The organism is Citrobacter sp. CK185 (genome assembly GCF_030333565.1).
Classification (GTDB): Bacteria; Pseudomonadota; Gammaproteobacteria; order Enterobacterales; family Enterobacteriaceae; genus Citrobacter_B; species Citrobacter_B koseri.
This window is the reverse complement of record NZ_JAOWFR010000025.1, coordinates 89,035-114,768: the sequence shown is the minus strand read 5'-3', so window position 1 is coordinate 114,768 and position 25,734 is coordinate 89,035. Positions and strand designations below refer to the sequence as shown.

General features: G+C 53.6%; 23 protein-coding genes and 1 pseudogene. 17 read left to right on the top strand and 7 right to left on the bottom strand.

Translation table 11 applies throughout. The features are described from left to right. Nucleotides 1-48: 48 nt before the first annotated feature. The gene (gene ydiK / locus OGV79_RS12965) at nt 49-1,161 is read right to left on the bottom strand and encodes an AI-2E family transporter YdiK (protein WP_047457341.1); all 1,113 of its coding nucleotides are present in this window, start codon (nt 1,159-1,161) and stop codon (nt 49-51) included. Nucleotides 1,162-1,374: 213 nt separating this feature from the next. On the opposite strand from ydiK, the gene ydiJ reads away from it, so the two are divergent. The 3 genes from ydiJ to OGV79_RS12950 all read left to right on the top strand — a co-directional run bounded on the left by ydiJ (nt 1,375) and on the right by OGV79_RS12950 (nt 5,126). After that, a complete protein-coding gene (ydiJ, locus tag OGV79_RS12960; protein ID WP_114848539.1) occupies nt 1,375-4,431 on the top strand; it encodes a D-2-hydroxyglutarate dehydrogenase YdiJ in 3,057 nt (1,018 codons plus the stop codon). Beyond that, nucleotides 4,428-4,838 (top strand): 1,4-dihydroxy-2-naphthoyl-CoA hydrolase, encoded by a 411-nt coding sequence (menI, locus tag OGV79_RS12955; protein WP_012132590.1) that lies wholly within the window; start codon nt 4,428-4,430, stop codon nt 4,836-4,838. Before ydiJ ends, menI begins: the two co-directional genes overlap by 4 nt. A 99-nt stretch (nt 4,839-4,937) precedes the next feature. Beyond that, complete coding sequence (locus tag OGV79_RS12950; protein ID WP_024130379.1) at nt 4,938-5,126, top strand: YdiH family protein; 189 nt, start codon at nt 4,938-4,940, stop codon at nt 5,124-5,126. 91 nt (nt 5,127-5,217) lie between these two features. Here the strand turns inward: OGV79_RS12950 and OGV79_RS12945 are convergent, their stop codons facing one another. Further along, nucleotides 5,218-6,069, bottom strand: a complete 852-nt coding sequence (locus OGV79_RS12945; RefSeq protein ID WP_012132588.1) for a Vmh family MBL fold metallo-hydrolase — start codon at nt 6,067-6,069, stop codon at nt 5,218-5,220. Nucleotides 6,070-6,194: 125 nt separating this feature from the next. Between OGV79_RS12945 and OGV79_RS12940 the strand changes: the two are divergent. The 8 genes and pseudogenes from OGV79_RS12940 (at nt 6,195) to ldtE (ending at nt 14,276) form a co-directional block, all read left to right on the top strand. Beyond that, nucleotides 6,195-7,088, top strand: a pseudogene (locus OGV79_RS12940) (LysR family transcriptional regulator). 562 nt (nt 7,089-7,650) lie between these two features. Then, nucleotides 7,651-8,019 (top strand): Fe-S cluster assembly scaffold SufA, encoded by a 369-nt coding sequence (sufA, locus tag OGV79_RS12935; protein ID WP_012132586.1) that lies wholly within the window; start codon nt 7,651-7,653, stop codon nt 8,017-8,019. Between the two features lie 8 nt (nt 8,020-8,027). Further along, nucleotides 8,028-9,515: a Fe-S cluster assembly protein SufB gene (gene sufB, locus OGV79_RS12930; protein WP_012132585.1), complete on the top strand. Its 1,488-nt coding sequence runs from the start codon at nt 8,028-8,030 to the stop codon at nt 9,513-9,515. Between the two features lie 16 nt (nt 9,516-9,531). Next, nucleotides 9,532-10,278 (top strand): Fe-S cluster assembly ATPase SufC, encoded by a 747-nt coding sequence (gene sufC, locus OGV79_RS12925; RefSeq protein WP_012132584.1) that lies wholly within the window; start codon nt 9,532-9,534, stop codon nt 10,276-10,278. Beyond that, nucleotides 10,253-11,524 (top strand): Fe-S cluster assembly protein SufD, encoded by a 1,272-nt coding sequence (sufD, locus tag OGV79_RS12920; RefSeq protein WP_198448225.1) that lies wholly within the window; start codon nt 10,253-10,255, stop codon nt 11,522-11,524. The genes sufC and sufD overlap by 26 nt, the downstream gene beginning before the upstream one ends. After that, nucleotides 11,521-12,741: a cysteine desulfurase SufS gene (sufS, locus tag OGV79_RS12915; RefSeq protein WP_012132582.1), complete on the top strand. Its 1,221-nt coding sequence runs from the start codon at nt 11,521-11,523 to the stop codon at nt 12,739-12,741. Before sufD ends, sufS begins: the two co-directional genes overlap by 4 nt. A 12-nt stretch (nt 12,742-12,753) precedes the next feature. Further along, a complete protein-coding gene (gene sufE, locus OGV79_RS12910; protein WP_049011812.1) occupies nt 12,754-13,170 on the top strand; it encodes a cysteine desulfuration protein SufE in 417 nt (138 codons plus the stop codon). Between the two features lie 101 nt (nt 13,171-13,271). Continuing rightward, nucleotides 13,272-14,276 (top strand): L,D-transpeptidase LdtE, encoded by a 1,005-nt coding sequence (ldtE, locus tag OGV79_RS12905; RefSeq protein WP_115181691.1) that lies wholly within the window; start codon nt 13,272-13,274, stop codon nt 14,274-14,276. A gap of 67 nt (nt 14,277-14,343) precedes the next feature. Here the strand turns inward: ldtE and lpp are convergent, their stop codons facing one another. The 5 genes from lpp to OGV79_RS12880 all read right to left on the bottom strand — a co-directional run bounded on the left by lpp (nt 14,344) and on the right by OGV79_RS12880 (nt 19,206). Next, nucleotides 14,344-14,580, bottom strand: coding sequence for a murein lipoprotein Lpp (lpp, locus tag OGV79_RS12900; RefSeq protein WP_001082307.1), 237 nt, complete (start codon nt 14,578-14,580; stop codon nt 14,344-14,346). A 311-nt stretch (nt 14,581-14,891) separates the two neighbouring features. Next, nucleotides 14,892-16,304, bottom strand: a complete 1,413-nt coding sequence (gene pykF / locus OGV79_RS12895) for a pyruvate kinase PykF (protein ID WP_012132579.1) — start codon at nt 16,302-16,304, stop codon at nt 14,892-14,894. Between the two features lie 7 nt (nt 16,305-16,311). Continuing rightward, a complete protein-coding gene (gene ynhH / locus OGV79_RS12890) occupies nt 16,312-16,506 on the bottom strand; it encodes a protein YnhH (RefSeq protein ID WP_244264181.1) in 195 nt (64 codons plus the stop codon). 174 nt (nt 16,507-16,680) lie between these two features. After that, on the bottom strand, nt 16,681-17,826 hold the full coding sequence (locus OGV79_RS12885; RefSeq protein WP_012132577.1) for a trans-sulfuration enzyme family protein: 1,146 nt from the start codon (nt 17,824-17,826) through the stop codon (nt 16,681-16,683). Nucleotides 17,827-17,835: 9 nt separating this feature from the next. After that, nucleotides 17,836-19,206 carry a pyridoxal-phosphate dependent enzyme gene (locus OGV79_RS12880; protein WP_071258175.1) on the bottom strand — a complete coding sequence of 457 codons (1,371 nt, stop codon included), beginning with the start codon at nt 19,204-19,206 and terminating at the stop codon, nt 17,836-17,838. A 423-nt stretch (nt 19,207-19,629) separates the two neighbouring features. Between OGV79_RS12880 and OGV79_RS12875 the strand changes: the two genes are divergently transcribed. From OGV79_RS12875 to OGV79_RS12850, 6 genes are all read left to right on the top strand, one after another. Next, nucleotides 19,630-20,652, top strand: a complete 1,023-nt coding sequence (locus OGV79_RS12875) for a methionine ABC transporter ATP-binding protein (protein ID WP_047457318.1) — start codon at nt 19,630-19,632, stop codon at nt 20,650-20,652. Next, a complete protein-coding gene (locus OGV79_RS12870) occupies nt 20,645-21,313 on the top strand; it encodes a methionine ABC transporter permease (RefSeq protein ID WP_012132573.1) in 669 nt (222 codons plus the stop codon). The genes OGV79_RS12875 and OGV79_RS12870 overlap by 8 nt, the downstream gene beginning before the upstream one ends. Nucleotides 21,314-21,334: 21 nt before the next feature. Continuing rightward, entirely contained in the window at nt 21,335-22,147 is an 813-nt protein-coding gene (locus tag OGV79_RS12865; protein ID WP_012132572.1) for a MetQ/NlpA family ABC transporter substrate-binding protein, read from the top strand. Between the two features lie 203 nt (nt 22,148-22,350). Continuing rightward, nucleotides 22,351-22,560: a fumarate hydratase FumD gene (gene fumD, locus OGV79_RS12860; RefSeq protein WP_012132570.1), complete on the top strand. Its 210-nt coding sequence runs from the start codon at nt 22,351-22,353 to the stop codon at nt 22,558-22,560. A 421-nt stretch (nt 22,561-22,981) separates the two neighbouring features. Continuing rightward, entirely contained in the window at nt 22,982-23,608 is a 627-nt protein-coding gene (locus tag OGV79_RS12855; protein ID WP_012132569.1) for a ferredoxin-like protein, read from the top strand. Nucleotides 23,609-23,628: 20 nt separating this feature from the next. Continuing rightward, nucleotides 23,629-25,731 carry an aldehyde ferredoxin oxidoreductase gene (locus OGV79_RS12850; RefSeq protein WP_353622151.1) on the top strand — a complete coding sequence of 701 codons (2,103 nt, stop codon included), beginning with the start codon at nt 23,629-23,631 and terminating at the stop codon, nt 25,729-25,731. Nucleotides 25,732-25,734: the final 3 nt, after the last annotated feature.

Here is a 25,734-nt window from a genome sequence, read left to right as displayed (position 1 = left end):
CAATGCTAAAGTATCGGCCGACCGAACGCGTCGATCGGCCGATGGGGTTTATTTATGGCTGTCCTCAATCTCCCCCAGTTCTTCGAGGAGTTCGTCAGGGTCGTTTCCCGGCGCGGGCACTTCATGCACCCATGCGGAGAACAGACGCCAGGAAACCGCCAGCAATACCGGACCGATAAACAGACCGATCATTCCAAAGGCAATCAGCCCGCCGATAACGCCAGAGAGAATCAGGATCAGCGGCAGGTCAGCGCCCATACGAATCAATACCGGGCGAATCACGTTATCCAGCGTACCGACCACGCAGCTCCACACCAGCAGCACCGTGCCCCAGGTCGTATCGCCCGTCCAGTACAGCCAAATGATTGCCGGGATTAACACCGGTAACGGCCCCAGTTGCACCAGGCAGGAGAGGATCATGACGACCGTCAGCAGCGTTGCGTAAGGCACGCCGGAAATGGCGAGGCCAATCCCGCCAAGAATTGCCTGAACCAGCGCGGTGACAACCACACCCAATGCAACGGCGCGGATGGCCTGGGCCGCCAGTAGCACGGCGGCATCGCCGCGTTTCGCGGCCAGACGACTGGCGAAGTGGCGGATGCCCAATGCCACCTGTTCGCCGCGCCAGTACAGCAGGGCGCTGAACAGCAGCATCAGACCACAGTGCATCATAAAGCGACCGATATGCGCGGCCTGACCCACAAACCAGGTCGTGGTGGTGCCAATATAAGGACGCACTTTCGCCATGATCGCCGTGCCGCCCATATCCAGCAGGTTGTGCCACCCGGCATACAATTTGGCGCCAATCAGCGGAATACTGTTTAACCAGGCAAGGTCGGGCAACGTCATGTCGCCGGCGGTGACGGCGTGGATGAGCGGGCCGCTACCGTCCACGATACTGTTGACCAGCAGGGCGATGGGAATAATGAACAGCAGAACCAACAACAGCGTCATAACCAGAACGGCCAAAGAACGGCGGCCCCAGAGTATTTTCTGTAAACGTAATAAAACGGGCCAGGTCGCAATAACGATCGTTCCCGCCCATGCAAAACCAAGGACAAAGGGACGCACAATCCACAAGCAGGCCACGATCATGATGGCTAAAAACAGCACCGACAGCAGCACTTGCGCGATATCCCTGGGCTGACGAAGATTTACCATAAATACCTTTTCACCTTTTCTGTGCGTCAGAACGTTGACGCGACGCGAACACGCGAACCTTACCCCATAATGATGAGCAATTTCAGCGGTTTTTAACAGGCGGATTCTGCCTGTAATTCTGCTGGGCGTGTAAGAAAAAAATGTGATACAACAAACAGAGCAACACGCAAACGATTAAATTCACAATACAGACCGCAGGAAAGGGTCACTATAATGATTCCACAGATTTCTCAGGCACCTGGCGTCGTTCAGCTGGTGCTCAATTTTTTGCAGGCGCTGGAGCAGCAAGGGTTTACCGGCGATACGGCAACGAATTACGCCGATCGTCTGACAATGTCGACAGATAACAGTATCTATCAGCTTCTTCCTGATGCTGTGGTTTTCCCGCGTTCAACGGCGGATGTGGCGCTTATCGCCCGTCTGGCGGCAGAGTCGCGCTTCGCCTCATTGATTTTTACCCCGCGCGGCGGCGGCACCGGCACCAATGGTCAGGCGCTGAACCAGGGCATTATCGTTGATATGTCCCGCTATATGAGCCGTATTATTGAAATTAACCCGGAAGAGGGCTGGGTGCGGGTTGAAGCCGGGGTGATCAAAGATCAACTCAATCAGTATCTGAAGCCGTATGGCTACTTCTTTGCCCCGGAGCTTTCGACCAGCAACCGTGCGACCCTCGGGGGCATGATCAATACCGATGCGTCAGGTCAGGGGTCGTTAGTTTACGGTAAGACATCCGATCATGTGCTGGGCGTTCGCGCGGTATTGCTGGGTGGCGATATTCTGGATACCCAGGCAATGCCGGTCGAACTTGCGGAAACGCTCGGTAAAAGCAACACCGCGATCGGTCGCATCTATAACACCGTATACCAGCGTTGTCGGGAAAACCGACAGCTGATTATTGATAAGTTTCCCAGACTCAACCGCTTCTTAACGGGCTACGACTTACGCCATGTCTTTAACGATGAGATGACGGAGTTCGACTTAACGCGCGTGCTGACCGGTTCTGAAGGCACGCTGGCGTTTATCACGGAAGCGCGTCTGGATATTACTCCGCTGCCTAAAGTTCGCCGTCTGGTGAACGTCAAATATGACTCTTTTGATTCCGCGTTGCGTAACGCGCCCTTTATGGTCGAGGCGCGGGCGCTCTCGGTGGAAACCGTCGATTCTAAAGTGCTTAATCTGGCGCGGGAGGACATCGTCTGGCATTCCGTCAGTGAGCTGATTACCGATGTGCCTGATAAAGAGATGCTGGGCCTGAACATCGTCGAGTTCGCCGGGGATGACGAAGCGGCTATTGATGCTCAGGTGAGCGCATTGTGCCAGCGTCTGGATGAGCTGATTGCTCGCCAGGAAGCCGGAGTGATCGGCTGGCAGCTGTGCGCGGAGCTGGCGGGCGTGGAGCGTATCTATGCCATGCGGAAAAAAGCGGTTGGTCTGTTGGGTAATGCCAAAGGCGCGGCCAAACCGATTCCGTTTGCGGAAGATACCTGTGTGCCGCCGGAACATCTGGCCGACTATATTGCTGAATTCCGCGCGCTGCTCGACGGTCATGGCTTAAGTTATGGCATGTTCGGGCATGTTGATGCCGGGGTGCTGCACGTCAGACCCGCGCTGGATATGTGCGATCCGCAACAGGAAATTCTGATGAAGAGTCTTTCCGATGATGTGGTGGCGCTCACCGCGAAATATGGCGGTCTGCTGTGGGGCGAGCACGGCAAAGGTTTTCGTGCTGAATATAGCCCGGCGTTTTTTGGCGAGCAGCTTTATGGCGAACTACGCAAAGTGAAGGCGGCGTTCGACCCGCAAAACCGCCTGAACCCCGGAAAAATTTGTCCGCCGGAAGGCATTGATGCGCCGATGATGAAGGTCGATGCGGTGAAACGCGGTACTTACGATCGGCAGATTCCACTGGCGGTGCGTCAGGTCTGGCGCGGGGCGATGGAGTGTAACGGCAATGGCCTGTGCTTCAACTTTGACGCCAAAAGTCCGATGTGCCCGTCAATGAAAATCAGCCTGAATCGCATTCACTCTCCCAAAGGGCGTGCGACGCTGGTGCGTGAATGGTTGCGCCTGCTGGCCGACCGTGGGGTTGATCCGCTACAGCTGGAAAAAGAGCTGCCGGAAAAACGCGCCAGTCTGCGGACGTTAATTGCCCGTACCCGCAACAGCTGGCACGCTCGTAAAGGCGAATATGATTTCTCCCATGAGGTGAAGGAGGCGATGTCGGGTTGCCTGGCGTGCAAAGCCTGCTCGACACAATGTCCGATTAAAATAGACGTGCCGGAGTTCCGCTCACGCTTCCTGGCGCTTTACCACACGCGCTACCTGCGTCCGCTGCGCGATCATATGGTGGCGACGGTCGAAAGCTATGCGCCATTAATGGCGCGGGCGCCGAAAACCTTTAACTTCTTTCTCAATCAGCCGTTGGTGCGAAACCTCGCGAAGAAACATATCGGCATGGTGGATTTACCGCTACTTTCGACGCCGTCGCTGCAACAGCAAATGGTCGGGCACCGTTCCGCCAATATGACGCTGGAGCAGCTTGAACTCCTGAGTCAGGAGCAAAAAGAGCGTACGGTGCTGGTGGTGCAGGACCCGTTTACCAGTTACTACGATGCGCAGGTGGTGGCGGATTTTATCCGGCTGGTGGAAAAGCTCGGCATTCAGCCTGTATTGCTGCCGTTCTCGCCAAATGGCAAGGCCCAGCACATCAAAGGGTTCCTTAACCGATTTGCGAAGACGGCGAAGAAAACGGCCGAATTTCTCAATCGGGTGGCGCAGCTGCGTATCCCGATGGTCGGTGTCGACCCGGCGCTGGTGCTTTGCTATCGTGATGAATACAAACAAACCCTCGGTGAACAGCGTGGTGATTTCCACGTACAGCTGGTGAATGAGTGGCTGCCGACGGTGCTGGCGTCCCGACAGCCTCTTGCCGTGAGCGGTGAGCCCTGGTATTTCTTTGGGCATTGTACCGAAGTGACGGCATTGCCTGGCGCACCGGCGCAGTGGGCGGCCATTTTTGCACGCTTAGGGGCGAAGCTGGAGAGCGTCAGCGTAGGCTGCTGCGGCATGGCGGGTACTTACGGCCATGAAGTGAAAAATCATGAAAATTCGCTGGGGATCTATGCGCTGTCGTGGCAACAGGCGATGGCGCGACTGCCGCGCAATCGCTGCCTGGCGACCGGTTACTCTTGCCGCAGCCAGGTAAAACGCGTTGAAGGCACCGGGGTTCGCCATCCGTTACAGGCACTACTGGAGATTATTGGATGATCTGGAAACGTAAAGTCACGCTCGAAGCGCTGAACGCTCTGGGCGAAGGGAACATGGTGGGGCTACTGGATATTCGCTTTGAGCATATTAGCGACGATACGCTGGAAGCAACAATGCCGGTGGATAGCCGTACAAAGCAACCTTTTGGTCTGCTACACGGCGGCGCGTCCGTTGTGCTGGCTGAAAGTATCGGCTCGGTTGCGGGCTATCTGTGCACGCAGGGCGAACAGAAAGTCGTGGGGCTGGAGGTGAATGCCAACCACGTTCGCTCAGCGCGCGAAGGGCGCGTCAGAGGGGTGTGCAAAGCGCTGCATACCGGCTCTCGTCATCAGGTCTGGCAGATCGATATTTTTGATGAGCAGGGGCGGCTGTGCTGTTCTTCACGTCTGACAACCGCCGTTGTGTGACATTGTCACAAAATATCTTTATCGCAGACTGCTTTTGGTCAAAATGTGTGCAGAAAAAAGTGTTATACTGTGCACGTTTTGAACATAAGCGAGGATGATATGTCTACCGATTTAGACCCAACCCAACTGGCAATTGAATTTTTACGCCGTGATAAAACAGAGCTTTCTCCAGCCCAGTATTTGAAGCGCTTAAAACAATTAGAGCTGGAATTTGCCGATTTACTCACGCTCTCTTCCTCTGAGCTAAAAGAAGAGATTTACTTTGCCTGGCGTCTGGGCGTTCATTGATTCCGCACTGTTTTATCGCTCGGTGAATTAACACCAACAGAAAACCCCGACACGCTCTGCCGGGGTTATTTTTTGGGCTATGGGCGGCGGTTTACCACTTCATTTCACCGGTATTCACTTTCGCGCTCAGCGTCAGGGAACTTTCGTCAGCGAGGCCAGGCCAGGCGGCGGTCATCGTTTTGATGACATACTCTGACCCTTTTTTCGCCTCAAGCGCTTGCTCAAAGGATTGCAGATAATCCTGCGTGAAGCGTATAGCGGCGTCGCCTGCTGGACGTTCACCGATATAGTGACCCGGAATCACCTGGGTCGGCTGCAAGCTGTGCATCTCTGTCAACACATGACGCCAGGCCGCACGCTGCTCAGGAGACTGGGTATCCGCCGTCCAGACATGGATACCGGATGCGATTCCCGTTCCGCCAAGTATTGCGCGGTTAGCCGGGACCCAGACGTAAGCGGCGTAATCGTTCGGGTGACGCAGTTCCAGCGTTTCCCCATCAATCGTAAATTGTGTCTCGGTAGTTGCCTGCGGGATGGTGAGCGCCGCTGGCGCGCCATCTTTCATTTGCGGGCCCCAGTATTGCAGTTTGGCGTCTTTCGTTGCGCGAATGTGTTCCACCACATGCGGCGTCGCCAGAACTTTCACGTTCGGGAAGGCTTTTACAATCGGTTCCAGACCAAAATAGAAATCTGGATCGCCGGAGGTAATCACGATGGCTTTCAGCGATTTGCCGCTCTTTTTAATCATTTCGACCAGCTTTTCCCCGTCTTTGGTACTGAACTGCGCGTCGAATAAAATGGCTTCTTTAGGGCCAGAGACCAGCGTGGAAGAGACCGGGAAAATCGCGTTTTCCTGCGGATTATAGACGTCGAGTTGCAGCGGGGCGGCGAACAATGGCGCGCTAGTCAGCGACAGCAGAAGTGCCAGCGTTTTGATTTTCATTCTGAGTGACCTTATCGGCAGATGATGTTGATTTATTTACGTGGCTTATTTTAAGCAAATCTCGATCTGTTAAAATTCCCCTATCAGGACATGCTGAGTTTCATAAAACGATCGGATGGAAGGTTATGGACAGAGTGATGGCGGCAACGGTGTTTAACCATATCTGCGATTTGGGTAGCCTGAGCGCGGCTGCGCGCGCATTAGGGATCTCCAGGCCGATGGTGAGCCGTTATCTGGATGAAATGGAGAAATGGGCCGGAGCCAGACTTATTCATCGTTCGTCGCGCCGCCTGACGATCACGCCTGCCGGAGAAGACGCGTTGATGAAAACGCGAACGCTGGCGCGGCTTTCCCTGGATATTGCGGGGGCGACCGGGCGAGAGGTGCCGTCCGGCACGTTGCGCGTCGCCTGCGCCCATTTCACCGCGATGCATATTCTTGCCCCAATGCTGCCCGCTTTTTTAGCGCGTTATCCTGAATTGCGCATTGAAGTAGAGATTAATAATCAGCCTGTCAGTTTAGTGGGGGAGCGTATTGATGTGGCGATACGCATTACCGATAACCCTGAGCCAGGGACAATTGCGCGTCGGCTTGGTGACTGTGAGTCTGTGCTCTGCGCGTCTCCTGACTATCTGCATCGCTATGGCACGCCGCAGACGCCGGAGGCGCTGGCGCAACACAATTGCCTCTATTACAGCGGATTTGCTGGAAAATCCTGGCATTTTCTGGATGAGCAGGGAGAACCGATCTCTGTTGCGATCAAGGGCAACCTGAGCGCCGGAATCTCTTCGCTTTTGTGTGAAGCGGCGCTGGCAGGGATGGGGATTGCGCTGGTGCCGTAAAAAGAGGCGCGAGAGGGGCTGGCGCAGGAGAAACTGGTTCGCTTGTTGCCCCATCTACAACCGCGGCAATTGGCCGTATACGGTTTATACCTTTCCCGTGAGCATCAGCCCGCCGCGCTACGCCTGTTTCTTGAGGCGGTGCAGGGCGCGATGCGCGACGGTGAAGCCTGTTCCTGACGCAGCATAAGGCGTATAAAAATTGTGCAGAAAGCAAGATCTGTTAAATACGCGATGCAAACTTATGAGAATATTCTTACACCCCTTCAAGAGCTAAGCCTGAAATGAGTGCCGGAGATAAGCGCCGGGTGGGGCAACGAACGATCGGTGTTATGCATACAACACCGATCGTTCGTTGTTAATTACTCCGTTCTTTCCGTTCTTTCTTTTTCACGTTAGTGGATTTGCTAATCCGACGGCTGTTTGAGCTATTGTTTAGCACCGTCATCGTCCGCTTTTGACCCCCATTTTTATTGATAACCCTATCTCAAAAATAGGCATTTTCGATACATATTTAATTTTTTAACCTGCCGCGCTGTTTACTCTTCTTAAATGCTTTATCTATCAATGTATTGAATAAAATAATCCATCACTGATAACCCTCGAAACAGGGTCTATGCTTAGTAAAAGTGGTCAAAAAGGGCGGTTAACCCGAATGACCCTTCTGTCAGAGGGTTGAAGTGATAATCATTATCACTAACATGGTGTTATGCCCTGGTGGCTTATTACACGAGGTGGACCTATGGAATTGCATTCAGGAACATTTAATCCAGACGATTTTGCATGGCGTGGTCTGACGCTAACGCCTGAGGCGGCGGCGCATATTCGTGACCTGGTCGCGAAGCAACCCGGCATGCTTGGCGTGCGTTTAGGCGTGAAGCAGACGGGGTGCGCGGGATTTGGTTACGTGCTGGATACCGTCAGCGAGCCGGAAAAGGACGATCTGTTGTTTGAAACGGAGGGCGCGAGGTTGTACGTGCCGCTTCAGGCCATGCCGTTTATTGACGGGACAGAGGTCGATTATGTGCGCGAAGGATTAAACCAGTTATTTAAATTTCATAACCCGAAAGCCCAGAACGAATGCGGCTGTGGCGAAAGCTTCGGGGTATAGGCGGTACTATGTCTCGTAATACTGAAGCAACTGACGATGTCAAAACCTGGACCGGTGGTCCACTGAATTATAAAGAAGGCTTCTTCACCCAGTTACAGACTGACGAGCTGGCAAAAGGCATCAGCGAAGAGGTCGTGCGTGCGATTTCCGCCAAGAGAAATGAGCCGGAGTGGATGCTGGAGTTTCGCCTTAATGCGTACAAAGCCTGGCTTGAGATGGAAGAGCCGCACTGGTTGAAAGCGCACTACGATAAGCTGAATTATCAGGATTACAGTTATTACTCTGCGCCATCGTGCGGTAACTGCGATGAGACGTGCGCGTCAGAACCGGGTGCAGTACAGCAAACCGGTGCGAATGCGTTTCTCAGCAAAGAGGTGGAAGACGCCTTCGAACAGCTTGGCGTACCGGTACGTGAGGGTAAAGAGGTGGCGGTGGATGCCATTTTCGACTCCGTTTCCGTTGCCACTACCTACCGGGAAAAGCTGGCGGAACAGGGCATCATCTTCTGTTCGTTTGGCGAGGCGATTCACGATCACCCTGAACTGGTGAAGAAATATCTGGGCACCGTGGTGCCGGGTAATGACAACTTTTTTGCTGCGCTGAACGCTGCGGTAGCGTCTGACGGCACCTTCATCTATGTGCCGAAAGGCGTTCGTTGCCCGATGGAGCTGTCAACCTATTTCCGAATCAACGCGGAAAAAACAGGGCAGTTCGAACGCACCATTCTGGTGGCGGATGAGGGCAGCTACGTCAGCTACATCGAAGGGTGTTCTGCGCCAGTGCGCGACAGCTACCAGCTGCACGCGGCGGTGGTAGAGGTGATCATCCACAAAGATGCCGAAGTAAAATATTCCACCGTGCAAAACTGGTTCCCCGGCGATAACAACACTGGCGGGATACTGAACTTCGTCACCAAGCGCGCGCTGTGCGAAGGTGAAAACAGCAAGATGTCGTGGACGCAGTCCGAAACGGGGTCGGCTATCACCTGGAAATACCCGAGCTGCATTCTGCGCGGCGATAACTCCATCGGTGAGTTTTACTCTGTGGCGCTGACCAGCGGTCATCAGCAGGCCGACACCGGCACCAAAATGATCCACATCGGTAAGAACACCAAATCAACCATTATTTCAAAAGGGATCTCCGCCGGGAATAGCCAGAACAGCTATCGCGGGCTGGTGAAGATCATGCCGACAGCAACCAACGCCCGTAACTTTACCCAGTGCGACTCAATGCTGATTGGCGCGGACTGCGGCGCGCACACCTTCCCGTATGTCGAGTGTCGTAATAACAGCGCCCAGCTTGAGCACGAGGCGACGACGTCGCGGATCGGTGAAGATCAGCTCTTTTACTGCCTGCAACGCGGCATCAGCGAAGAGGATGCCATCTCGATGATTGTTAATGGCTTCTGTAAAGACGTCTTCTCTGAACTGCCGCTGGAATTTGCCGTTGAAGCGCAAAAATTGCTGGCAATCAGCCTTGAACACAGCGTCGGTTAAGTATTAAGGAAAGCACATGTTAAGCATTAAAGATTTACAGGTCAGTGTGGAAGATAAAGCGATTCTGCGCGGTCTGGACCTCGACGTCAGACCCGGAGAAGTGCATGCCATTATGGGGCCGAACGGTTCCGGGAAGAGTACGCTTTCCGCGACGCTGGCGGGCCGTGAAGATTATGAAGTGGTTGGCGGCTCTGTCGAATTTAAAGGCAAAGATTTACTGGAACTGTCGCCAGAGGATCGGGCGGGCGAAGGCATCTTTATGGCGTTCCAGTATCCGGTAGAAATTCCTGGCGTCAGCAACCAGTTTTTCCTGCAAACAGCGCTGAATGCCGTGCGCAGCTATCGTGGTCAGGAGTCGCTGGATCGTTTTGATTTTCAGGATCTGATGGAAGAGAAAATCGCGCTTTTGAAGATGCCGGAAGATTTGTTGACCCGTTCGGTAAACGTGGGCTTCTCCGGTGGTGAGAAGAAACGTAACGATATTCTGCAAATGGCGGTGCTGGAGCCGGAACTGTGCATTCTTGATGAGTCTGACTCCGGGCTGGATATTGATGCGCTGAAAATTGTCGCGGAAGGCGTCAACTCGCTGCGTGACGGTAAACGTTCGTTCATTATCGTGACGCACTATCAGCGTATTCTGGACTACATCAAACCTGATTACGTCCACGTCCTGTATCAGGGGCGGATTGTGAAGTCCGGCGATTTCACTCTGGTCAAACAACTGGAGGAGCAAGGATATGGCTGGCTTACCGAACAGCAGTAACGCGCTGCAACAATGGCACCATCTGTTTGAGGCGCAGGGCGAATCCCGCTCGGCGCACGCGCAGCAGCATTTACAACAGATGCTGCGCCTGGGGCTGCCGACGCGTAAGCATGAAAACTGGAAATACACGCCGCTGGAAGGGTTGGTCAGTAGCCAGTTTGTCAGCCGTTTTGCCGAGGTTACTCAGGAACAGCGCGACGCGCTGGCGCTGGATATCGACGCTGTGCGTCTGGTGTTTATTGACGGCCAGTTCAGCCCGCAGCTTAGCGACAGCGCTACAGACAGCGGTTTCGACATTGCGATCAACGACGAACGTCAGGCGCTGGCCGCACCGGTTCAGCCGGAGGTTTTCCTGCATCTGACGGAAAGCCTGGCGCAGAGCGTGACGCACATCAGCGTTAAGCGCAACCAGCGGCCCTCTAAGCCGTTGCTGCTGATGCACATCACGCAGGGGCTGGAAGGCGATGAGGTCAACACTGCGCACTACCGCCACCACCTGGAACTGGAGGAAGGGGCAGAGGCGACGGTGATAGAGCACTATGTCAGCCTTAACGCGGCACGACACTTTACCGGGGCGCGTCTGACCATGAACGTGGCGGCGAATGCGCATCTGCACCACATCAAACTGGCGTTTGAAAACCCGGTGAGCCACCACTTTGCCCATAACGACATTCTGCTGGCGGCGGATGCAAGCGCGCACAGCCACAGTTTCCTGTTGGGCGATGCCGTGCTGCGACATAACACCAGCACCCAGTTAAACGGTGAAAACACCACGCTGCGGATTAACAGCCTGGCGATGCCGGTGAAAAACGAAGTGTGTGATACCCGTACGTGGCTGGAGCACAACAAGGGTTACTGCAACAGCCGTCAGTTGCATAAAACCATCGTCAGCGATAAAGGTCGGGCGGTATTCAATGGTTTGATCAACGTGGCGCAGCACGCCATTAAAACCGACGGACAAATGACCAATAACAATCTGCTGCTCGGTAAACTTGCCGAGGTGGACACCAAACCGCAGCTGGAGATTTACGCCGATGACGTGAAATGCAGCCACGGGGCGACGGTAGGACGGATTGATGACGAGCAGATGTTCTACCTGCGTTCACGCGGGATTGGAGAGCAGGATGCCAGACAGATGATTCTCTACGCGTTTGCCGCTGAGTTGACGGAAGCCCTCGGCGATGACGCGCTTAAACAACAGGTGCTGGCGCGAATAGGGCTTCGCCTGCCGGGAGGCATAGCATGACATTTCCCATCGAAAAAGTGCGGGCTGATTTTCCCGTCCTGACGCGTGAAGTCAACGGGCTGCCGCTGGCGTATCTGGATAGCGCGGCCAGTGCGCAAAAGCCCAACCAGGTGATTGACGCTGAGGCAGAGTTTTACCGTCATGGCTATGCGGCGGTGCACCGGGGCATCCATACACTGAGCGCGCAGGCCACCGAGAAGATGGAAAATGTGCGTAAACAGGCATCGCTGTTCATTAATGCCCGCTCAGCGGAAGAACTGGTGTTCGTGCGCGGGACGACAGAGGGCATCAACCTTGTTGCCAACAGTTGGGGGCCGGAGAATGTTCGGGCTGGCGATAACATCATCATCAGCGAGATGGAGCACCACGCCAATATTGTCCCCTGGCAGATGCTGTGCGCGCGTACAGGGGCGGAACTGCGCGTCATTCCGCTCAATACGGACGGCACGTTGCAGCTGGATACGCTCCCGTCGCTGTTTGATGAGCGTACCCGACTGCTGGCTATCGCGCATGTGTCGAACGTGCTGGGAACGGAAAACCCGCTTCCTGAAATGATCGCGCTGGCGCATCAGTATGGCGCGAAAGTGCTGGTTGATGGCGCGCAGGCGGTAATGCACCATGCGGTGGATGTTCAGGCGCTGGATTGTGATTTTTACGTTTTCTCCGGGCATAAGCTGTATGGCCCCACCGGTATCGGCGTGCTGTATGTCCGGGAGGAACTGCTTCAGGATATGCCGCCGTGGGAAGGCGGCGGTTCGATGATTGCGACCGTTAGTCTGACGGAAGGGACGACCTGGACCAAAGCGCCCTGGCGTTTTGAGGCGGGGACGCCGAACACGGGCGGAATTATCGGCCTTGGCGCCGCCATTGAATACGTCTGCGCGTTAGGGCTGGCGGAAATCAGCGAATATGAACAAAACCTGATGCACTATGCGCTGGAACAGCTGGCGGACGTGCCGGAGTTGACGCTATATGGCCCGGCTAACCGGCTGGGGGTCATCGCCTTTAATCTGGGCAAACACCACGCTTATGACGTGGGCAGCTTCCTCGACAATTACGGTATCGCCGTACGAACCGGCCATCACTGCGCAATGCCGCTGATGACGTATTACAACGTTCCCGCCATGTGCCGGGCGTCGATAGCAATGTATAACACCCATGAAGAAGTGGATCGTCTGGCAACCGGGCTAAAACGTATTCATCGCTTACTGGGATAACAGGGAGACGCTATGGCTGCGCTACCAGATAAAGAAAGATTGCTGCGTAATTTTCAGCGTTGCGCCAATTGGGAAGAAAAGTATCTGTACATTATTGAACTGGGGCAGCGTCTGGCGGAATTAAATGAGCAGGATCGTCGCCCGGAAAATAGTATTCAGGGATGTCAGAGTCAGGTATGGATTGTTATGCGTCAGAACGCTGACGGCGTTATTGAATTGCAGGGCGACAGCGATGCAGCAATAGTAAAAGGGTTAATTGCCATCGTCTTCATTTTGTATCATCAGATGACGCCACAGGATATTGTGAATTTTGATGTGCGGCCGTGGTTTGAAAAAATGGCGCTGACGCAACATCTCACGCCCTCCCGTTCACAAGGACTGGAAGCAATGATTCGCGCGATCCGCGCCAGAGCCGCAACTCTTAGCTAAACTGAAAAGACGTAGAACGCCAGATGGCGTACAGCTCTACGTGACTCGTAGGCCGGATAAGGCATTTAACCGCCATCCGGCAAAACGCCAGGGGGGTGGATATGAAACGTGCGTCTCTCATTGCAGTTACACTTTTCGGCGCTTACAGCGCATTTCAGGCGGCCTGGGCAGTGGATTACCCCTTGCCGCCAGCAAACAGTCGCCTTGTCGGGCAGAATCAAACCTATACCGTGCAAGCGGGGGATAAAAACTTACAGGCGATTGCCCGGCGTTTTGATACTGCCGCAATGCTGATCCTGGAGGCAAATAATACCATCGCGCCGGTCCCTAAACCGGGGACGCCGATTATCATTCCATCTCAACTGTTATTACCCGATGCGCCGCGTGAAGGCATTATTGTGAACCTGGCGGAGTTACGACTCTATTATTTCCCGCCGGGTGAAAATAGTGTTCAGGTTTACCCTATCGGTATTGGTTTAGAGGGGCTGGAAACGCCGGTAATGGCGACGCGCGTCGGGCAAAAAATCCCGAATCCGACCTGGACGCCGACGGCAGGTATCCGCAAACGCTCGCTTGAACGCGGCATTACGCTGCCGCCGGTGGTGCCCGCCGGGCCAAATAACCCGTTAGGACGCTTCGCCCTGCGCCTGGCATACGGCAACGGTGAGTATCTCATTCACGGCACCAATGCCCCGGACAGCGTCGGGTTACGCGTCAGTTCCGGCTGTATTCGGATGAACGCGCCAGACATTAAAGCTCTGTTTGCGCAGGTCAGAACGGGAACGCCGGTACGGGTGATTAACGAACCGGTGAAATTCGCCGTGGAACCAAATGGAATGCGTTACGTTGAAGTACATCGCCCGCTGTCGCCTGAAGAGGAGCAAAACGTACAGACGATGCCGTATGTGCTGCCAGCAGGCTTTACGCAGTTTAAGGCGACTCAGGAGGTGGATGAGCGTCTGGTGGAAAACGCGCTGTATCGCCGGGCGGGATATCCGGTTGCCGTTACATCAGGGCAGGCGCCGATAGCTTCTGGTCGCTCTGTGGTGGAGTCCGCGCAAAACAGCCAACCCGGAAGCGGCGTTGAAACCCGGGCAACGCAGTAGCAGGGAAGGGAAAACACAGGCAAAAAAATGGCGCACAATGTGCGCCATTTTTATTACACAGGTACTATTACTTACGGTATTTAGTAGCCTGGTTGTCCAGACGCTGGTTAGCGCGAGCTGCGTCGTCTTTAGCAGCCTGAACGTCGGAACGCATTGCGTTCACGTCGTTGCTCAGCTGGTCAACTTTAGCGTTCAGAGTCTGAACGTCAGAAGACAGCTGATCGATTTTAGCGTTGCTGGAGCAACCAGCCAGCAGAGTAGAACCCAGGATTACCGCGCCCAGTACCAGTTTAGTACGATTCATTATTAATACCCTCTAGATTGAGTTAATCTCCATGTAGCGTTACAAGTATTACACAAACTTTTTTAGGTTGAGAATATTTTTTTGACGGGAATGCACTTATTTTTGATCGTTCGCTCAAAGAAGCACCGAATTGAGCTAAAATGGCTAAAAAACCGAGTGAAAACAGAATCCTTCCATCGGATTCGTCTTAGATAATCTGCGATTAGATAGTGAAATCCGATTTGATTTTTTATTAAGAGTGGCTATCGATTAAATAAAAAAAGCGCCGCGAGGGCGCTTTTTATTCAGAAAATTAATTCACACAGGAATTATTACAGGACGTGAACAGATGCGGTGTTGGTCGTGCCGCTCGGTACCAGCGCGCCGGAAACCATGACCACAACGTCGCCTTTCTGGCCCAGACCGCTCTGTAGAGCGACTTCTTTACCCAGACGGTAGAAGTCGTCAGTAGAGTTAATTTCTTTCACCAGCTGCGGCACAATGCCTTTGCTCAGCACCAGCTGACGCGCGGTCACTTCGTTGGTGGTCAGCGCCAGGATAGTGGCGTCCGGGAAGTATTTACGCACTGCGCGAGCAGATTTACCGCCCTGAGTCGCAACGACAATGACCGGCGCTTCCAGTTTTTCGGCAGTTTCAACCGCGCCGCGGCACACCGCTTCGGTGATGCGCAGTTTACGGCTGTCGTTATTGAAGTCCAGACGGCTGGTCATTACGCGGTCAGTACGCTCGCAGATGGTCGCCATGATGGTGACGGCTTCCAGCGGGTATTTTCCTTTTGCGGATTCGCCGGACAGCATCACTGCGTCGGTGCCGTCGAGGATGGCGTTCGCCACGTCGCCAGCTTCTGCGCGGGTCGGACGCGGGTTCTTGATCATGGAATCCAGCATCTGGGTCGCGGTGATAACGACTTTACGCGCGCGGATACATTTTTCGATGATCATCTTCTGCGCGAAGATAACTTCTTCAACCGGGATCTCAACGCCCATGTCGCCACGAGCAACCATGATGCCGTCAGACGCTTCGAGGATCTCATCGAAGTTGTTCAGGCCTTCCTGGTTTTCGATCTTGGAGATGATCTGGATGTTCTCGCCGCCGTGCGCTTTCAGGTGCTCACGGATTTCAACAACGTCAGAACGCTTACGGATAAAGGACGCGGCAACAAAGTCAACGCCTTGTTCGCAGCCGAAGATCAGATCCTGTTTGTCTTTTTCAGCCAGTGCTGGCAGCGCGATGGAAACGCCCGGCAGGTTAACGCCTTTGTTTTCGCCCAGGTCGCCGTTGTTCAGCACTTTACAGATAACCTTGTTACCTTCGATCGCGGTGACTTCCATGCCGATCAGACCATCGTCAACCAGTACGGTGTTGCCTACGGACAGGTCAGAAGTGAAACCTTCGTAAGTGACGGCAACCATTTCGCTGTTGCCGATAACGGATTTGTCCGTTGTGAAAGTGAAGGTCTGGCCCGCTTTCAGGGAGACGTCATTACCACCTTCCAGCTTAATGGTACGGATTTCCGGGCCTTTGGTATCGAGCAGGATTGCGGCTTTTTTACCGGTTTTGCTCATTACGTTGCGCAAATTCTTGATGCGCTGACCGTGTTCTGCATAGTCACCGTGAGAGAAGTTCAGACGCATAACGTTCATGCCTGCGTCCAGCATTTTGGTTAACATCTCTTCAGATTCGGTTTTCGGACCGATGGTGCAAACAATTTTCGTCTTTTTCATGACAGTCTTAGTCTTTAAGTTGAGAAGGATATGGAAATCTGGCTTCAGGGGCGCACGGCCTTGAAGCTAAACCTGTGTTGCGAAAGTGGTGTTGCCTCGCTCTAAGGATAGGTGACATCGAAAGAGCGTGCAGAGGAATGTGTGCTCGTGTTTCAGCCCAACGGGATGGCGTGTTTTTTAGTCGTTGAGTTTTGCAGTCCAATGCGCTGAAACCATTCAAGAGACAATTGGCGCGCATTATACGCTGAAATTTACACAAAAGGAAAATGAAAACAGCGTTTCAAAAAACATCTGTGCAGATTCACAACAAATTGTTATTAAAGCGTTAATTATGATCCTTGCGTTGTGCCGCCCGGGAAAGGGCGGCGTTGCGCAACTACCCGGCGAGCGCCTGAGCTAAATCGTCCTGCAAATCCTGAACATCTTCAATGCCCACTGACAGGCGAATCAATTGCGGGGTGATGCCATTCGCCAGACGCTGCTCAAGCGGAATAGAGGCGTGAGTCATGGTAAACGGCTGGCTGACGAGGCTTTCAACACCGCCCAGGCTTTCCGCCAGGGTGAATAATTTCAGCCGCGTGATAACGTCAGTGGCGCGCTGGTCATCGCCTTTTATGACGATGGAGATCATCCCGCCGAACTGTGACATCTGCTGGCGCGCAAGGGCATGCTGAGGATGCGACGCCAGCCCCGGATACCAGACGTGTTCTACCGCCGGATGTTTTTCCAGCCATTGCGCCAGCGTCAGCGCATTGCCGCTGTGCCGCTCAATTCGCAAGGCCAGCGTGCGAATACCGCGTAATGTCAGAAAACTGCTAAATGGGTCCAGTACGCCGCCGACGGCGTTTTGCAGATAACCCAGCTGTTGTGCGAGCGCCGGGTTGTCCCCGACGACCGCCAGTCCGGCGACGACGTCTGAATGGCCGTTCAGGTATTTCGTCGCGGAATGCACCACGATATCGAACCCCAGATCAAGAGGACGATGGATCAACGGCGAAGCGAAGGTGTTATCGGCCACGCTGATAAGCTGGTGGCGACGCGCGATATCGGCAATGGCCGCCAGATCGGCCAGTTTTAGTAACGGATTTGTCGGCGTTTCTACCCAGATCATGCGGGTATCAGGACGAATCGCGGCTTCAATACCGGCCAGATCGTCAGGTTTTACCCAGCTAACCTGTAGTCCGGCGCTGCGACGGCGCACATTTTCAATCAGTCGATAGGTGCCGCCATAGACATCGTCAATCGCCACCAGATGGCTGTCTTTATCGAGAAGTTCAAGCACGGTAGCGATGCCCGCCAGACCGGACGCGAAGGCATAACCTTGCGTACCGCCTTCCAGCTCGGCAATGGCGGTTTCCAGCGCATGGCGCGTCGGGTTGCCGCTGCGTGAATATTCATATCCGGTATGCTGACCCGGCGCGGGTTGCGCAAACGTCGATGTTGCATAAATCGGCGGCATAACGGCGCCGTGCGCGTCAGAAAAGGTTCCGCTGTGGACGCTAAGTGTGGAATACGATTTCATGAGAGTTCCTTATTTATCCAGGCGGTTGCGCCAGTGGGTGAGCACATCGCTACGGGTGACCAGACCGAGGAACTGGTCGTTGTCGACAATCACAGCCACCTGGCCGCGATCAAAAATAGGTTTCAGCGCGCTTTCCGGTTCACGTTTATCAAGCCGGACTACCTCGCGCGTCATTGCTTCTTTTACCGGGAGGGAAAAACGCGGGTTATCGCCCTGAATATGCGTAATCAGATCCCATTCGTCGATGATGCCGATAAGCTGATCCTCCTGAAGAACCGGCAACTGCGAAATATCGTACAGGCGCATACGCGCCAGCACGGTCGCCAGCGTATCGTCCGGCGCGGCGGTCACGGTTGCCCCTTCGTCATGACGTAAGGCGATGAAGTCGCTCAGATCGCCAGCCTGTGGCCGGGTGATGAGCCCTTGCTGGCGCATCCAGTCATCGTTAAACATTTTCGAGAGATACTTATTGCCGCTATCGCAGGCGAAGGTCGCCACGCGCTTTGGCTGCGTCTGCGCCTGGCAGTAGCGCAGGGCGGCAGCGAGCAGCGTACCGGTCGATGAACCGGCAAGGATGCCTTCGGTTCTGAGCAACTCGCGCGCCGTGGCGAAGGCGTCTTTATCGCTGATGCGAAAGGCCTGTGAAACGGATTCGATGTGGGCGAGCGGCGGAATAAAGTCCTCGCCAATCCCTTCAACCAGCCAGGAACCGGCGGTGCCGAATGTGCCTGTCTCGACCTGATCGGCAAGGATTGAACCGGCGGGGTCGGCCAGCACGAACTCCGTGTGCGGGGAGTGTTCGCGAAACCATGCCTGTAAACCGCCCAGCGTGCCGCCGGAACCGACGCCGACTACGATGGCGTCAATGCGGCCATCCATCTGGGCAAACAATTCGGGGGCGGTGGTGGAAGCATGCGCCAGCGGGTTCGCGGCGTTGTTGAACTGATCAATATAGAAGGCGCCGGGCGTCTCCTGCGCCAGACGGCGTGCGTAATCCTGATAATAGGCCGGATGACCTTTGTTGACGTCTGAGCGGGTTAATACCACCTGTGCGCCAAGCGCACGTAAATGGAAGATCTTCTCACGGCTCATTTTGTCCGGCACGACCAGCGTCAGGGCATAACCTTTTTGCGCGGCGATCAGCGCCAGCCCCAGCCCGGTGTTGCCCGCCGTCGCTTCAATAATCGTGCCGCCGGGTTTTAGCAGCCCCTGTCTTTCCGCTTCATTGATCATAGAAAGTGCGACGCGATCTTTAATCGAACCGCCTGGATTCTGGTTCTCCAGTTTCAAAAAGAGTTCGCTTACGCCGCTATTCAGCTTATGCAACTGAAGCAGCGGCGTATTGCCAATCAGTTCCGTTACGGAGTGAAACGTTGTCATGGTGAATATCCGTCAGTGAATAACATGACGAAATAATAGGGTTGCCAAAATGCACGCCTAAAGAATGTTTGTCTGTGAATAAGAACAGAATGGAATATAAAACGCTATTTGGATGGCAGGACGTTTAGCCGTGCAGTCGTCTGGCGGTGTTGATGGCCGAATTGCCCTGTTTTTGTCGATTAATTCAACAGTTTATGCTGCTCGCGTTAAGGATAATGCCGCTCCCCGCATAAAGGTTGCCGAAATTGTACTAAAGCCATTTTCCCGCGCTGCGCCTCTCTTATTCCTTGTGGATATATCAAATTCCTTTTTGGTCATTTAAAAGCAGAAACACCCTGATTACACTCGTTTGGACATCCATACTGCTAAACAGCTAAAAGCACTGGCAGGATAACCATAAGCAGCAGCGGATACGATAACGATATGATCGTCCTGAAAAATATTTCGAAAGTTTTTACGCCCGGCAAGCTGTCCATTACCGCAGTGGATAACGTTAATCTGACGGTTGAACAGGGACAAATTTACGGGATTATTGGCTACAGCGGCGCCGGAAAGAGTACGTTGATTCGTTTGCTGAACGGTCTGGAAAAACCGACCGTGGGCAGCGTGACCATCAATGGTCATGATATTTCAGCGGCGACAGGAGAGTCCCTGCGCCAGGCGAGGCTGAAAATCAGCATGGTGTTTCAGCACTTTAATTTGCTGTGGTCGCGTACCGTCAGCGAAAACATCGCTTTTTCTATGCAAATCGCGGGCGCGCCAAAAGCAAAAATCAAGGCGCGGGTGGCGGAGCTGATCGACCTGGTGGGGTTAACCGGGCGTGAGAATGCTTACCCATCCCAACTGAGCGGCGGGCAAAAGCAACGTGTGGGGATTGCCCGTGCGCTGGCAAATAACCCGGATGTGCTGCTCTGCGACGAGGCGACTTCCGCGCTGGACCCGCAAACCACCGATCAGATTCTGGATCTGCTGCTCGATATTAATCGCCGCTTCCAGCTCACGATTGTGCTTATTACCCACGAGATGCATGTGGTGCGCAAAATCTGCGATCGCGTTGCGGTGATGGAAAACGGCAGAGTGGTGGAGGAAGGCGATGTGCTGAACGTCTTTACTCATCCGCAACAGCCGATTACCCGGCAGTTTGTCCGCCAGGTAAGTCAGTATGCCGAAGAGGAGGCGTTTAACCCGCAGCTGGCGAGCGAGCTGGGCGGGACGGTGATTAAGCTGACCTTCACCGGGCACAGTACGCATCAGCCGATCGTAGGGGAGCTTACCCTGCGTTACGGCCTGCCTTTCAATATCTTACACGGCAAGATGACGCAAACCGCGCATGGCGTGTTTGGCCAACTGTGGCTGCACGTCGTGGCGACGGAAGAGCAACTGAATAATATTCTGGCGGATTTGCGGCAGAGCGATATTGAAGGTGAGGTAGTACAACATGGTTGAGAATCTGTTTCCCCATCTGAAATGGGAACAACTTTTTGCGGCAACGCAGGAAACGCTCTATATGACGGCGCTTTCCGGTATCGCGACGTTTGTGCTGGGGATTGTACTGGGGCTGGCGCTATTTTTGACCGCGCGCGGCGGGCTGTTTCAGAACCGCACGCTGTATAGCGTCATTTCGCTGGTGGTGAATATTTTTCGCTCGATCCCGTTCATCATTTTGATCGTCTTGCTGATCCCGTTTACCAAAGCGCTGGTCGGCACCATTCTCGGCGCGAACGCTGCGCTGCCAGCGCTGATTGTCGGGGCGGCGCCGTTTTATGCGCGTTTGGTTGAAATCGCACTGCGCGAGGTCGACAGAGGCGTGATTGAAGCCACGCGTTCGATGGGCGCACGTCTCAGCACACTTATTTTTCGGGTTTTACTGCCTGAATCATCACCCGCACTGGTGTCCGGGATCACCGTGACGCTGATTGCGTTGGTCAGTTACAGCGCGATGGCCGGAGTGATTGGGGCAGGCGGTTTAGGGAACCTGGCTTATCTGGAAGGATTCCAGCGCAACCACAACGACGTCACGCTGGTGGCGACGGTGACTATCCTGATCATCGTCTTCATTATCCAGTTCTGCGGCGATGTGATCACCTCTCTGTTAGATAAACGCTAATAAAATACGGAAACCATTATCATGAAAAAATCACTGACATTACTCGCCGCAGCAACCTTAAGCGCCCTGAGCTTCGCCTCCTGGGCGGATACGCTGACCGTTGGCGCCTCTAACGTACCGCATGCGGAAATCCTTGAGCAGGCGAAACCGATTCTGGCGAAACAGGGGATCGATCTGGAGATTAAACCTTTCCAGGATTACATTCTGCCGAATACCGCGCTGGCCGGTCGTGAAATCGACGCCAACTACTTCCAGCATATCCCGTACCTGAATAGCGTGCTGAAAGATCATGCGGGTGATAAAACCTATGATTTCGTCAGCGCCGGGGCGATTCATATTGAGCCGATCGGCATCTACTCTAAAAAATACAAATCGCTGAAAGATCTGCCGGAAGGCGGCAGGATCATTATGCGTGACGCGGTCTCTGAAGAGGGACGTATTCTGTCGATCTTTGAAAAAGAGGGCGTGATCAAACTGAAGCCGGACGTGGATAAGGTCAGCGCGCGCATCAGCGACATCGTGGATAACCCGAAAAAACTGAAGTTCCTGCCTAACGTGGAAGCGGCGCTGTTACCACAGATGTACAACAATGATGAAGGCGATGCGGTGGTGATTAACGCCAACTACGCTATCGACGCAGGTCTGGACCCGGTTAACGATCCGATCGCCGTTGAGAGCGGAGAAAACAATCCGTACGCCAACATCATTACCGTACACCGTGGCGACGAGAAGAAAAAAGACATCGTGGCGTTGGTTGACGTTCTGCACTCAAAAGAGATTCAGGACTGGATCCGCACGAAGTACAAAGGCGCGGTGATTCCGGTCAATAACTAATACCACGTAGTGCCGGATAGCGTGACGCTTATCCGGCCTATAAAAGAGCCTGGCCGAACGGGTGAGCAAGTTACAGAGTGTGAGGTGCCGGATATCGGTTAAGTTGAATAGTCACTCTATTTATTTGTTTGATTTATTTGAGTTTTGTCTTCATCGTTAGAGTGATATATGCTGTTTGTTTGTGCTGGCGATGAGAGACAATAATGGGAAACCTGACAAAAGACGACGAACTGTACCGTGAGATGTGCAGAGTGGTTGGCAAAGTGGTTCTGGAGATGCGCGACCTGGGGCAAGAGCCGAAGCATATCGTGATTGCGGGAGTGTTACGAACCGCCATGGCGAACCAGCGACTCCAGCGCAGCGAACTTGAAAAACAGGCGATGGAAACGGTTATCAAAGCCCTGGCAGGATAATTCTTTCAGGGATGGCGCTCGCTTCGTCATCCCTTATTCCCGGTATTTAAATTCTTCACCTTGTAAATAATCAGATATCGCGTTTATATTAATATCGATATGTATATTAATATATAACGAAGGCGATTGATATTAATAATGGGAACGAGGTCACATTATTAATTATTAATTATTAATTATTAATAGATTGCCGTGTTTTATATCCTCTAAATGATAATAAATATCACTCCGCTTTTATTATTTCACTTCCGGTTTTTAATTGATAACGATCAAAGTTAATAGCACTGAATAACCACATTATTTATATGCCTAACTCTTTAGGATTAGTCTATTTGTATTTAATGATATGACGTATGCGATCCGGTTAGGGCAAAACATCGGGTGTTGTCCGCACTGTGTTTGCGAAGAGGATGCGAAATAAATGAACCAGGTCGAACGTCCAATATTAGATTTTGGCTTAACGCGGCTCGAATTTCTGCGTATATCAGGAAAGGGTCTGGCAGGATTAACTATCGCTCCCGCGCTGCTGTCACTTTTTGGCTGCAAACAGGAAGACGTTGATAGCGGTACGGTAGGACTGATAAACACGCCCAAAGGGGTATTAGTGACCCAACGCGCCCGCTGCACAGGCTGCCATCGCTGCGAAATCTCCTGCACCAATTACAACGATGGCGCCGTGGGCTCGTTTTTCTCCCGCATTAAGATTCACCGTAATTACTTCTTTGGCGACAATGGCGTCGGCTCCGGCGGCGGCCTGTACGGCGATTTAAACTACACCGCAGATACCTGTCGCCAGTGTAAGGACCCGCAGTGCATGAAGGTCTGCCCAATCGGCGCAATTACCTGGAAACAGGACGATGGCTGCATCGCGGTTGATCATAAGCGGTGTATTGGCTGTAGCGCCTGTACCACTGCCTGCCCCTGGATGATGGCTACCGTAAACAGCGAAACGAAAAAATCATCAAAATGTGTTTTATGCGGCGAGTGCGCCAGCGCCTGTCCGACAGGGGCGCTGAAAGTTATCGAGTGGAAAGATATTACTGTTTGAATCTTGCAAAGGAAAACATTATGGCTAACGGTTGGACAGGTAATATATTACGGGTCAATCTTACAACAGGCGATATTACCCTCGAAGATTCCAGTAAATATAAAAAATTTGTCGGCGGAATGGGGTTCGGCTACAAAATTATGTATGACGAAGTTCCGCCTGGCACGAAACCTTTCGATGAAGGAAATAAACTGGTATTTGCCACCGGCCCGCTGACCGGATCTGGCGCGCCCTGTAGTTCCCGCGTCAATATCACTTCGCTCTCTACGTTTACTAAAGGTAATTTGGTTGTCGACGCGCATATGGGCGGCTTCTTTGCGGCACAAATGAAATTTGCCGGGTACGACGCGATTATTATTGAGGGTAAATCCGCTTCGCCTGTGTGGATCAATATTAAAGATGACAAGGTCAGCCTCGAAAAAGCAGATTTTCTGTGGGGCAAAGGGACGCGCGCCACGACCGAAGAGATCTGCCGTATGACCAGCCCGGAGACCTGCGTGGCGGCCATTGGTCAGGCGGGTGAAAACCTGGTGCCGCTCTCTTGTATGCTCAACAGCCGTAACCACAGCGGCGGGGCGGGAACCGGCGCGGTGATGGGGTCGAAAAACCTCAAGGCCATTGCCGTTGAAGGCACCAAAGGGGTCAATATTGCCGATCGCAAAGAGATGAAGCGGCTGAATGACTACATGATGACGGAGCTGATTGGCGCCAATAATAATCATGTTGTGCCGAGCACCCCGCAGGCATGGGCGGAATTTTCCTCACCGGCCTCGCGCTGGACGGCGCGTAAAGGCTTGTTCTGGGGGGCCGCAGAGGGCGGGCCTGTTGAAACCGGCGAGATCCCGCCGGGTAATCAAAATACGGTCGGCTTTCGCACCTATAAATCCGTGTTTGACTTAGGTCCGGCGGCTGAAAAATACACCGTGAAAATGAGCGGTTGCCACTCATGCCCGATCCGCTGCATGTCGCAGCTCAATATTCCACGGGTAAAGGATTTTGGCGTACCGAGCACCGGGGGGAATACCTGCGTGGCAAACTTTGTCCATACCACGATCTTCCCGCACGGCCCGAAAGATTTTGACGACAAGGACGATGGCCGCGTTATCGGCAATCTGATCGGTCTGAACCTGTTTGACGACTACGGTATCTGGTGTAACTACGGGCAGTTGCACCGTGACTTCACGTATTGCTACAGCAAAGGTGTGTTCAAGCGCGTGCTGCCGGCTGAGGAATATGCGGAGATCCGCTGGGATCAACTGGAAGCGGGCGATCCCAACTTTATCAAGGATTTCTACTATCGCCTGGCGCATCGCAAAGGAGAGTTGAGCCATCTTGCGGATGGTTCATACGCCATTGCCGAGCGCTGGAATCTGGGTGAGGAATACTGGGCGTACGATAAAAACAAACTGTGGTCGCCGTTTGGCTATCCGGTACACCATGCTAACGAAGCGTCGGCGCAGGTGGGGGCAATTACCAACTGCATGTTTAACCGTGACTGCATGACCCACACCCACATCAACTTTATTGGTTCTGGTTTACCGCTGAAGCTACAGCGAGAGGTCGCGGCGGAACTGTTTGGTTCTGAAGACGCCTACGACGAGACTAAAAATTACACGCCGATCAACGCGGCGAAAATCAAGTATGCCAAATGGACGCTGCTCAAAGTTTGCCTGCATAACGCCGTGACGCTGTGCAACTGGGTCTGGACGATGACCGTTTCGCCGTTGAAGAGCCGAAATTATCGTGGGGATCTGGACCTGGAAGCGAAATTTTTCCAGGCGGTGACCGGGGATGAAACCACCCAGGCGAGCCTTGATTTAGCCGCAGAACGTATCTTCACGCTCCATCGCGCCTATACCGTCAAACTGATGCAGACCAAAGACATGCGCAATGAACACGATCTCATCTGTTCGTGGGTTTTTGACAAGGACCCCAACATTCCGGTGTTCACTGAAGGGACTGACAAAATGGATCGCGACGATATGCGTGAATCCCTGACGCTCTTTTATACCGAGATGGGCTGGGACCCTGAACTGGGATGCCCGACGCGAGAAACGTTGCATCGCCTCGGTCTTGAGGATGTCGCCGCCGATCTGGCCGCGCAGAATCTGCTGCCAGCGTAAGGA

What these genes read in the sequence shown, in the direction of transcription:
- OGV79_RS12885 (WP_012132577.1), bottom strand. Translation starts at nt 17,826, where the DNA reads ATGAAATCGTATTCCACACTTAGCGTCCACAGCGGAACCTTTTCTGAC.
- fumD (WP_012132570.1), top strand. Translation starts at nt 22,351, where the DNA reads ATGGGAAACCTGACAAAAGACGACGAACTGTACCGTGAGATGTGCAGA.
- sufC (WP_012132584.1), top strand. Translation starts at nt 9,532, where the DNA reads ATGTTAAGCATTAAAGATTTACAGGTCAGTGTGGAAGATAAAGCGATT.
- OGV79_RS12875 (WP_047457318.1), top strand. Translation starts at nt 19,630, where the DNA reads ATGATCGTCCTGAAAAATATTTCGAAAGTTTTTACGCCCGGCAAGCTG.
- OGV79_RS12950 (WP_024130379.1), top strand. Translation starts at nt 4,938, where the DNA reads ATGTCTACCGATTTAGACCCAACCCAACTGGCAATTGAATTTTTACGC.
- sufS (WP_012132582.1), top strand. Translation starts at nt 11,521, where the DNA reads ATGACATTTCCCATCGAAAAAGTGCGGGCTGATTTTCCCGTCCTGACG.
- ydiK (WP_047457341.1), bottom strand. Translation starts at nt 1,161, where the DNA reads ATGGTAAATCTTCGTCAGCCCAGGGATATCGCGCAAGTGCTGCTGTCG.
- sufE (WP_049011812.1), top strand. Translation starts at nt 12,754, where the DNA reads ATGGCTGCGCTACCAGATAAAGAAAGATTGCTGCGTAATTTTCAGCGT.
- menI (WP_012132590.1), top strand. Translation starts at nt 4,428, where the DNA reads ATGATCTGGAAACGTAAAGTCACGCTCGAAGCGCTGAACGCTCTGGGC.
- OGV79_RS12945 (WP_012132588.1), bottom strand. Translation starts at nt 6,069, where the DNA reads ATGAAAATCAAAACGCTGGCACTTCTGCTGTCGCTGACTAGCGCGCCA.
- OGV79_RS12850 (WP_353622151.1), top strand. Translation starts at nt 23,629, where the DNA reads ATGGCTAACGGTTGGACAGGTAATATATTACGGGTCAATCTTACAACA.
- sufD (WP_198448225.1), top strand. Translation starts at nt 10,253, where the DNA reads ATGGCTGGCTTACCGAACAGCAGTAACGCGCTGCAACAATGGCACCAT.
- ldtE (WP_115181691.1), top strand. Translation starts at nt 13,272, where the DNA reads ATGAAACGTGCGTCTCTCATTGCAGTTACACTTTTCGGCGCTTACAGC.
- OGV79_RS12855 (WP_012132569.1), top strand. Translation starts at nt 22,982, where the DNA reads ATGAACCAGGTCGAACGTCCAATATTAGATTTTGGCTTAACGCGGCTC.
- sufB (WP_012132585.1), top strand. Translation starts at nt 8,028, where the DNA reads ATGTCTCGTAATACTGAAGCAACTGACGATGTCAAAACCTGGACCGGT.
- ydiJ (WP_114848539.1), top strand. Translation starts at nt 1,375, where the DNA reads ATGATTCCACAGATTTCTCAGGCACCTGGCGTCGTTCAGCTGGTGCTC.
- sufA (WP_012132586.1), top strand. Translation starts at nt 7,651, where the DNA reads ATGGAATTGCATTCAGGAACATTTAATCCAGACGATTTTGCATGGCGT.
- lpp (WP_001082307.1), bottom strand. Translation starts at nt 14,580, where the DNA reads ATGAATCGTACTAAACTGGTACTGGGCGCGGTAATCCTGGGTTCTACT.
- OGV79_RS12865 (WP_012132572.1), top strand. Translation starts at nt 21,335, where the DNA reads ATGAAAAAATCACTGACATTACTCGCCGCAGCAACCTTAAGCGCCCTG.
- OGV79_RS12880 (WP_071258175.1), bottom strand. Translation starts at nt 19,206, where the DNA reads ATGACAACGTTTCACTCCGTAACGGAACTGATTGGCAATACGCCGCTG.
- pykF (WP_012132579.1), bottom strand. Translation starts at nt 16,304, where the DNA reads ATGAAAAAGACGAAAATTGTTTGCACCATCGGTCCGAAAACCGAATCT.
- OGV79_RS12870 (WP_012132573.1), top strand. Translation starts at nt 20,645, where the DNA reads ATGGTTGAGAATCTGTTTCCCCATCTGAAATGGGAACAACTTTTTGCG.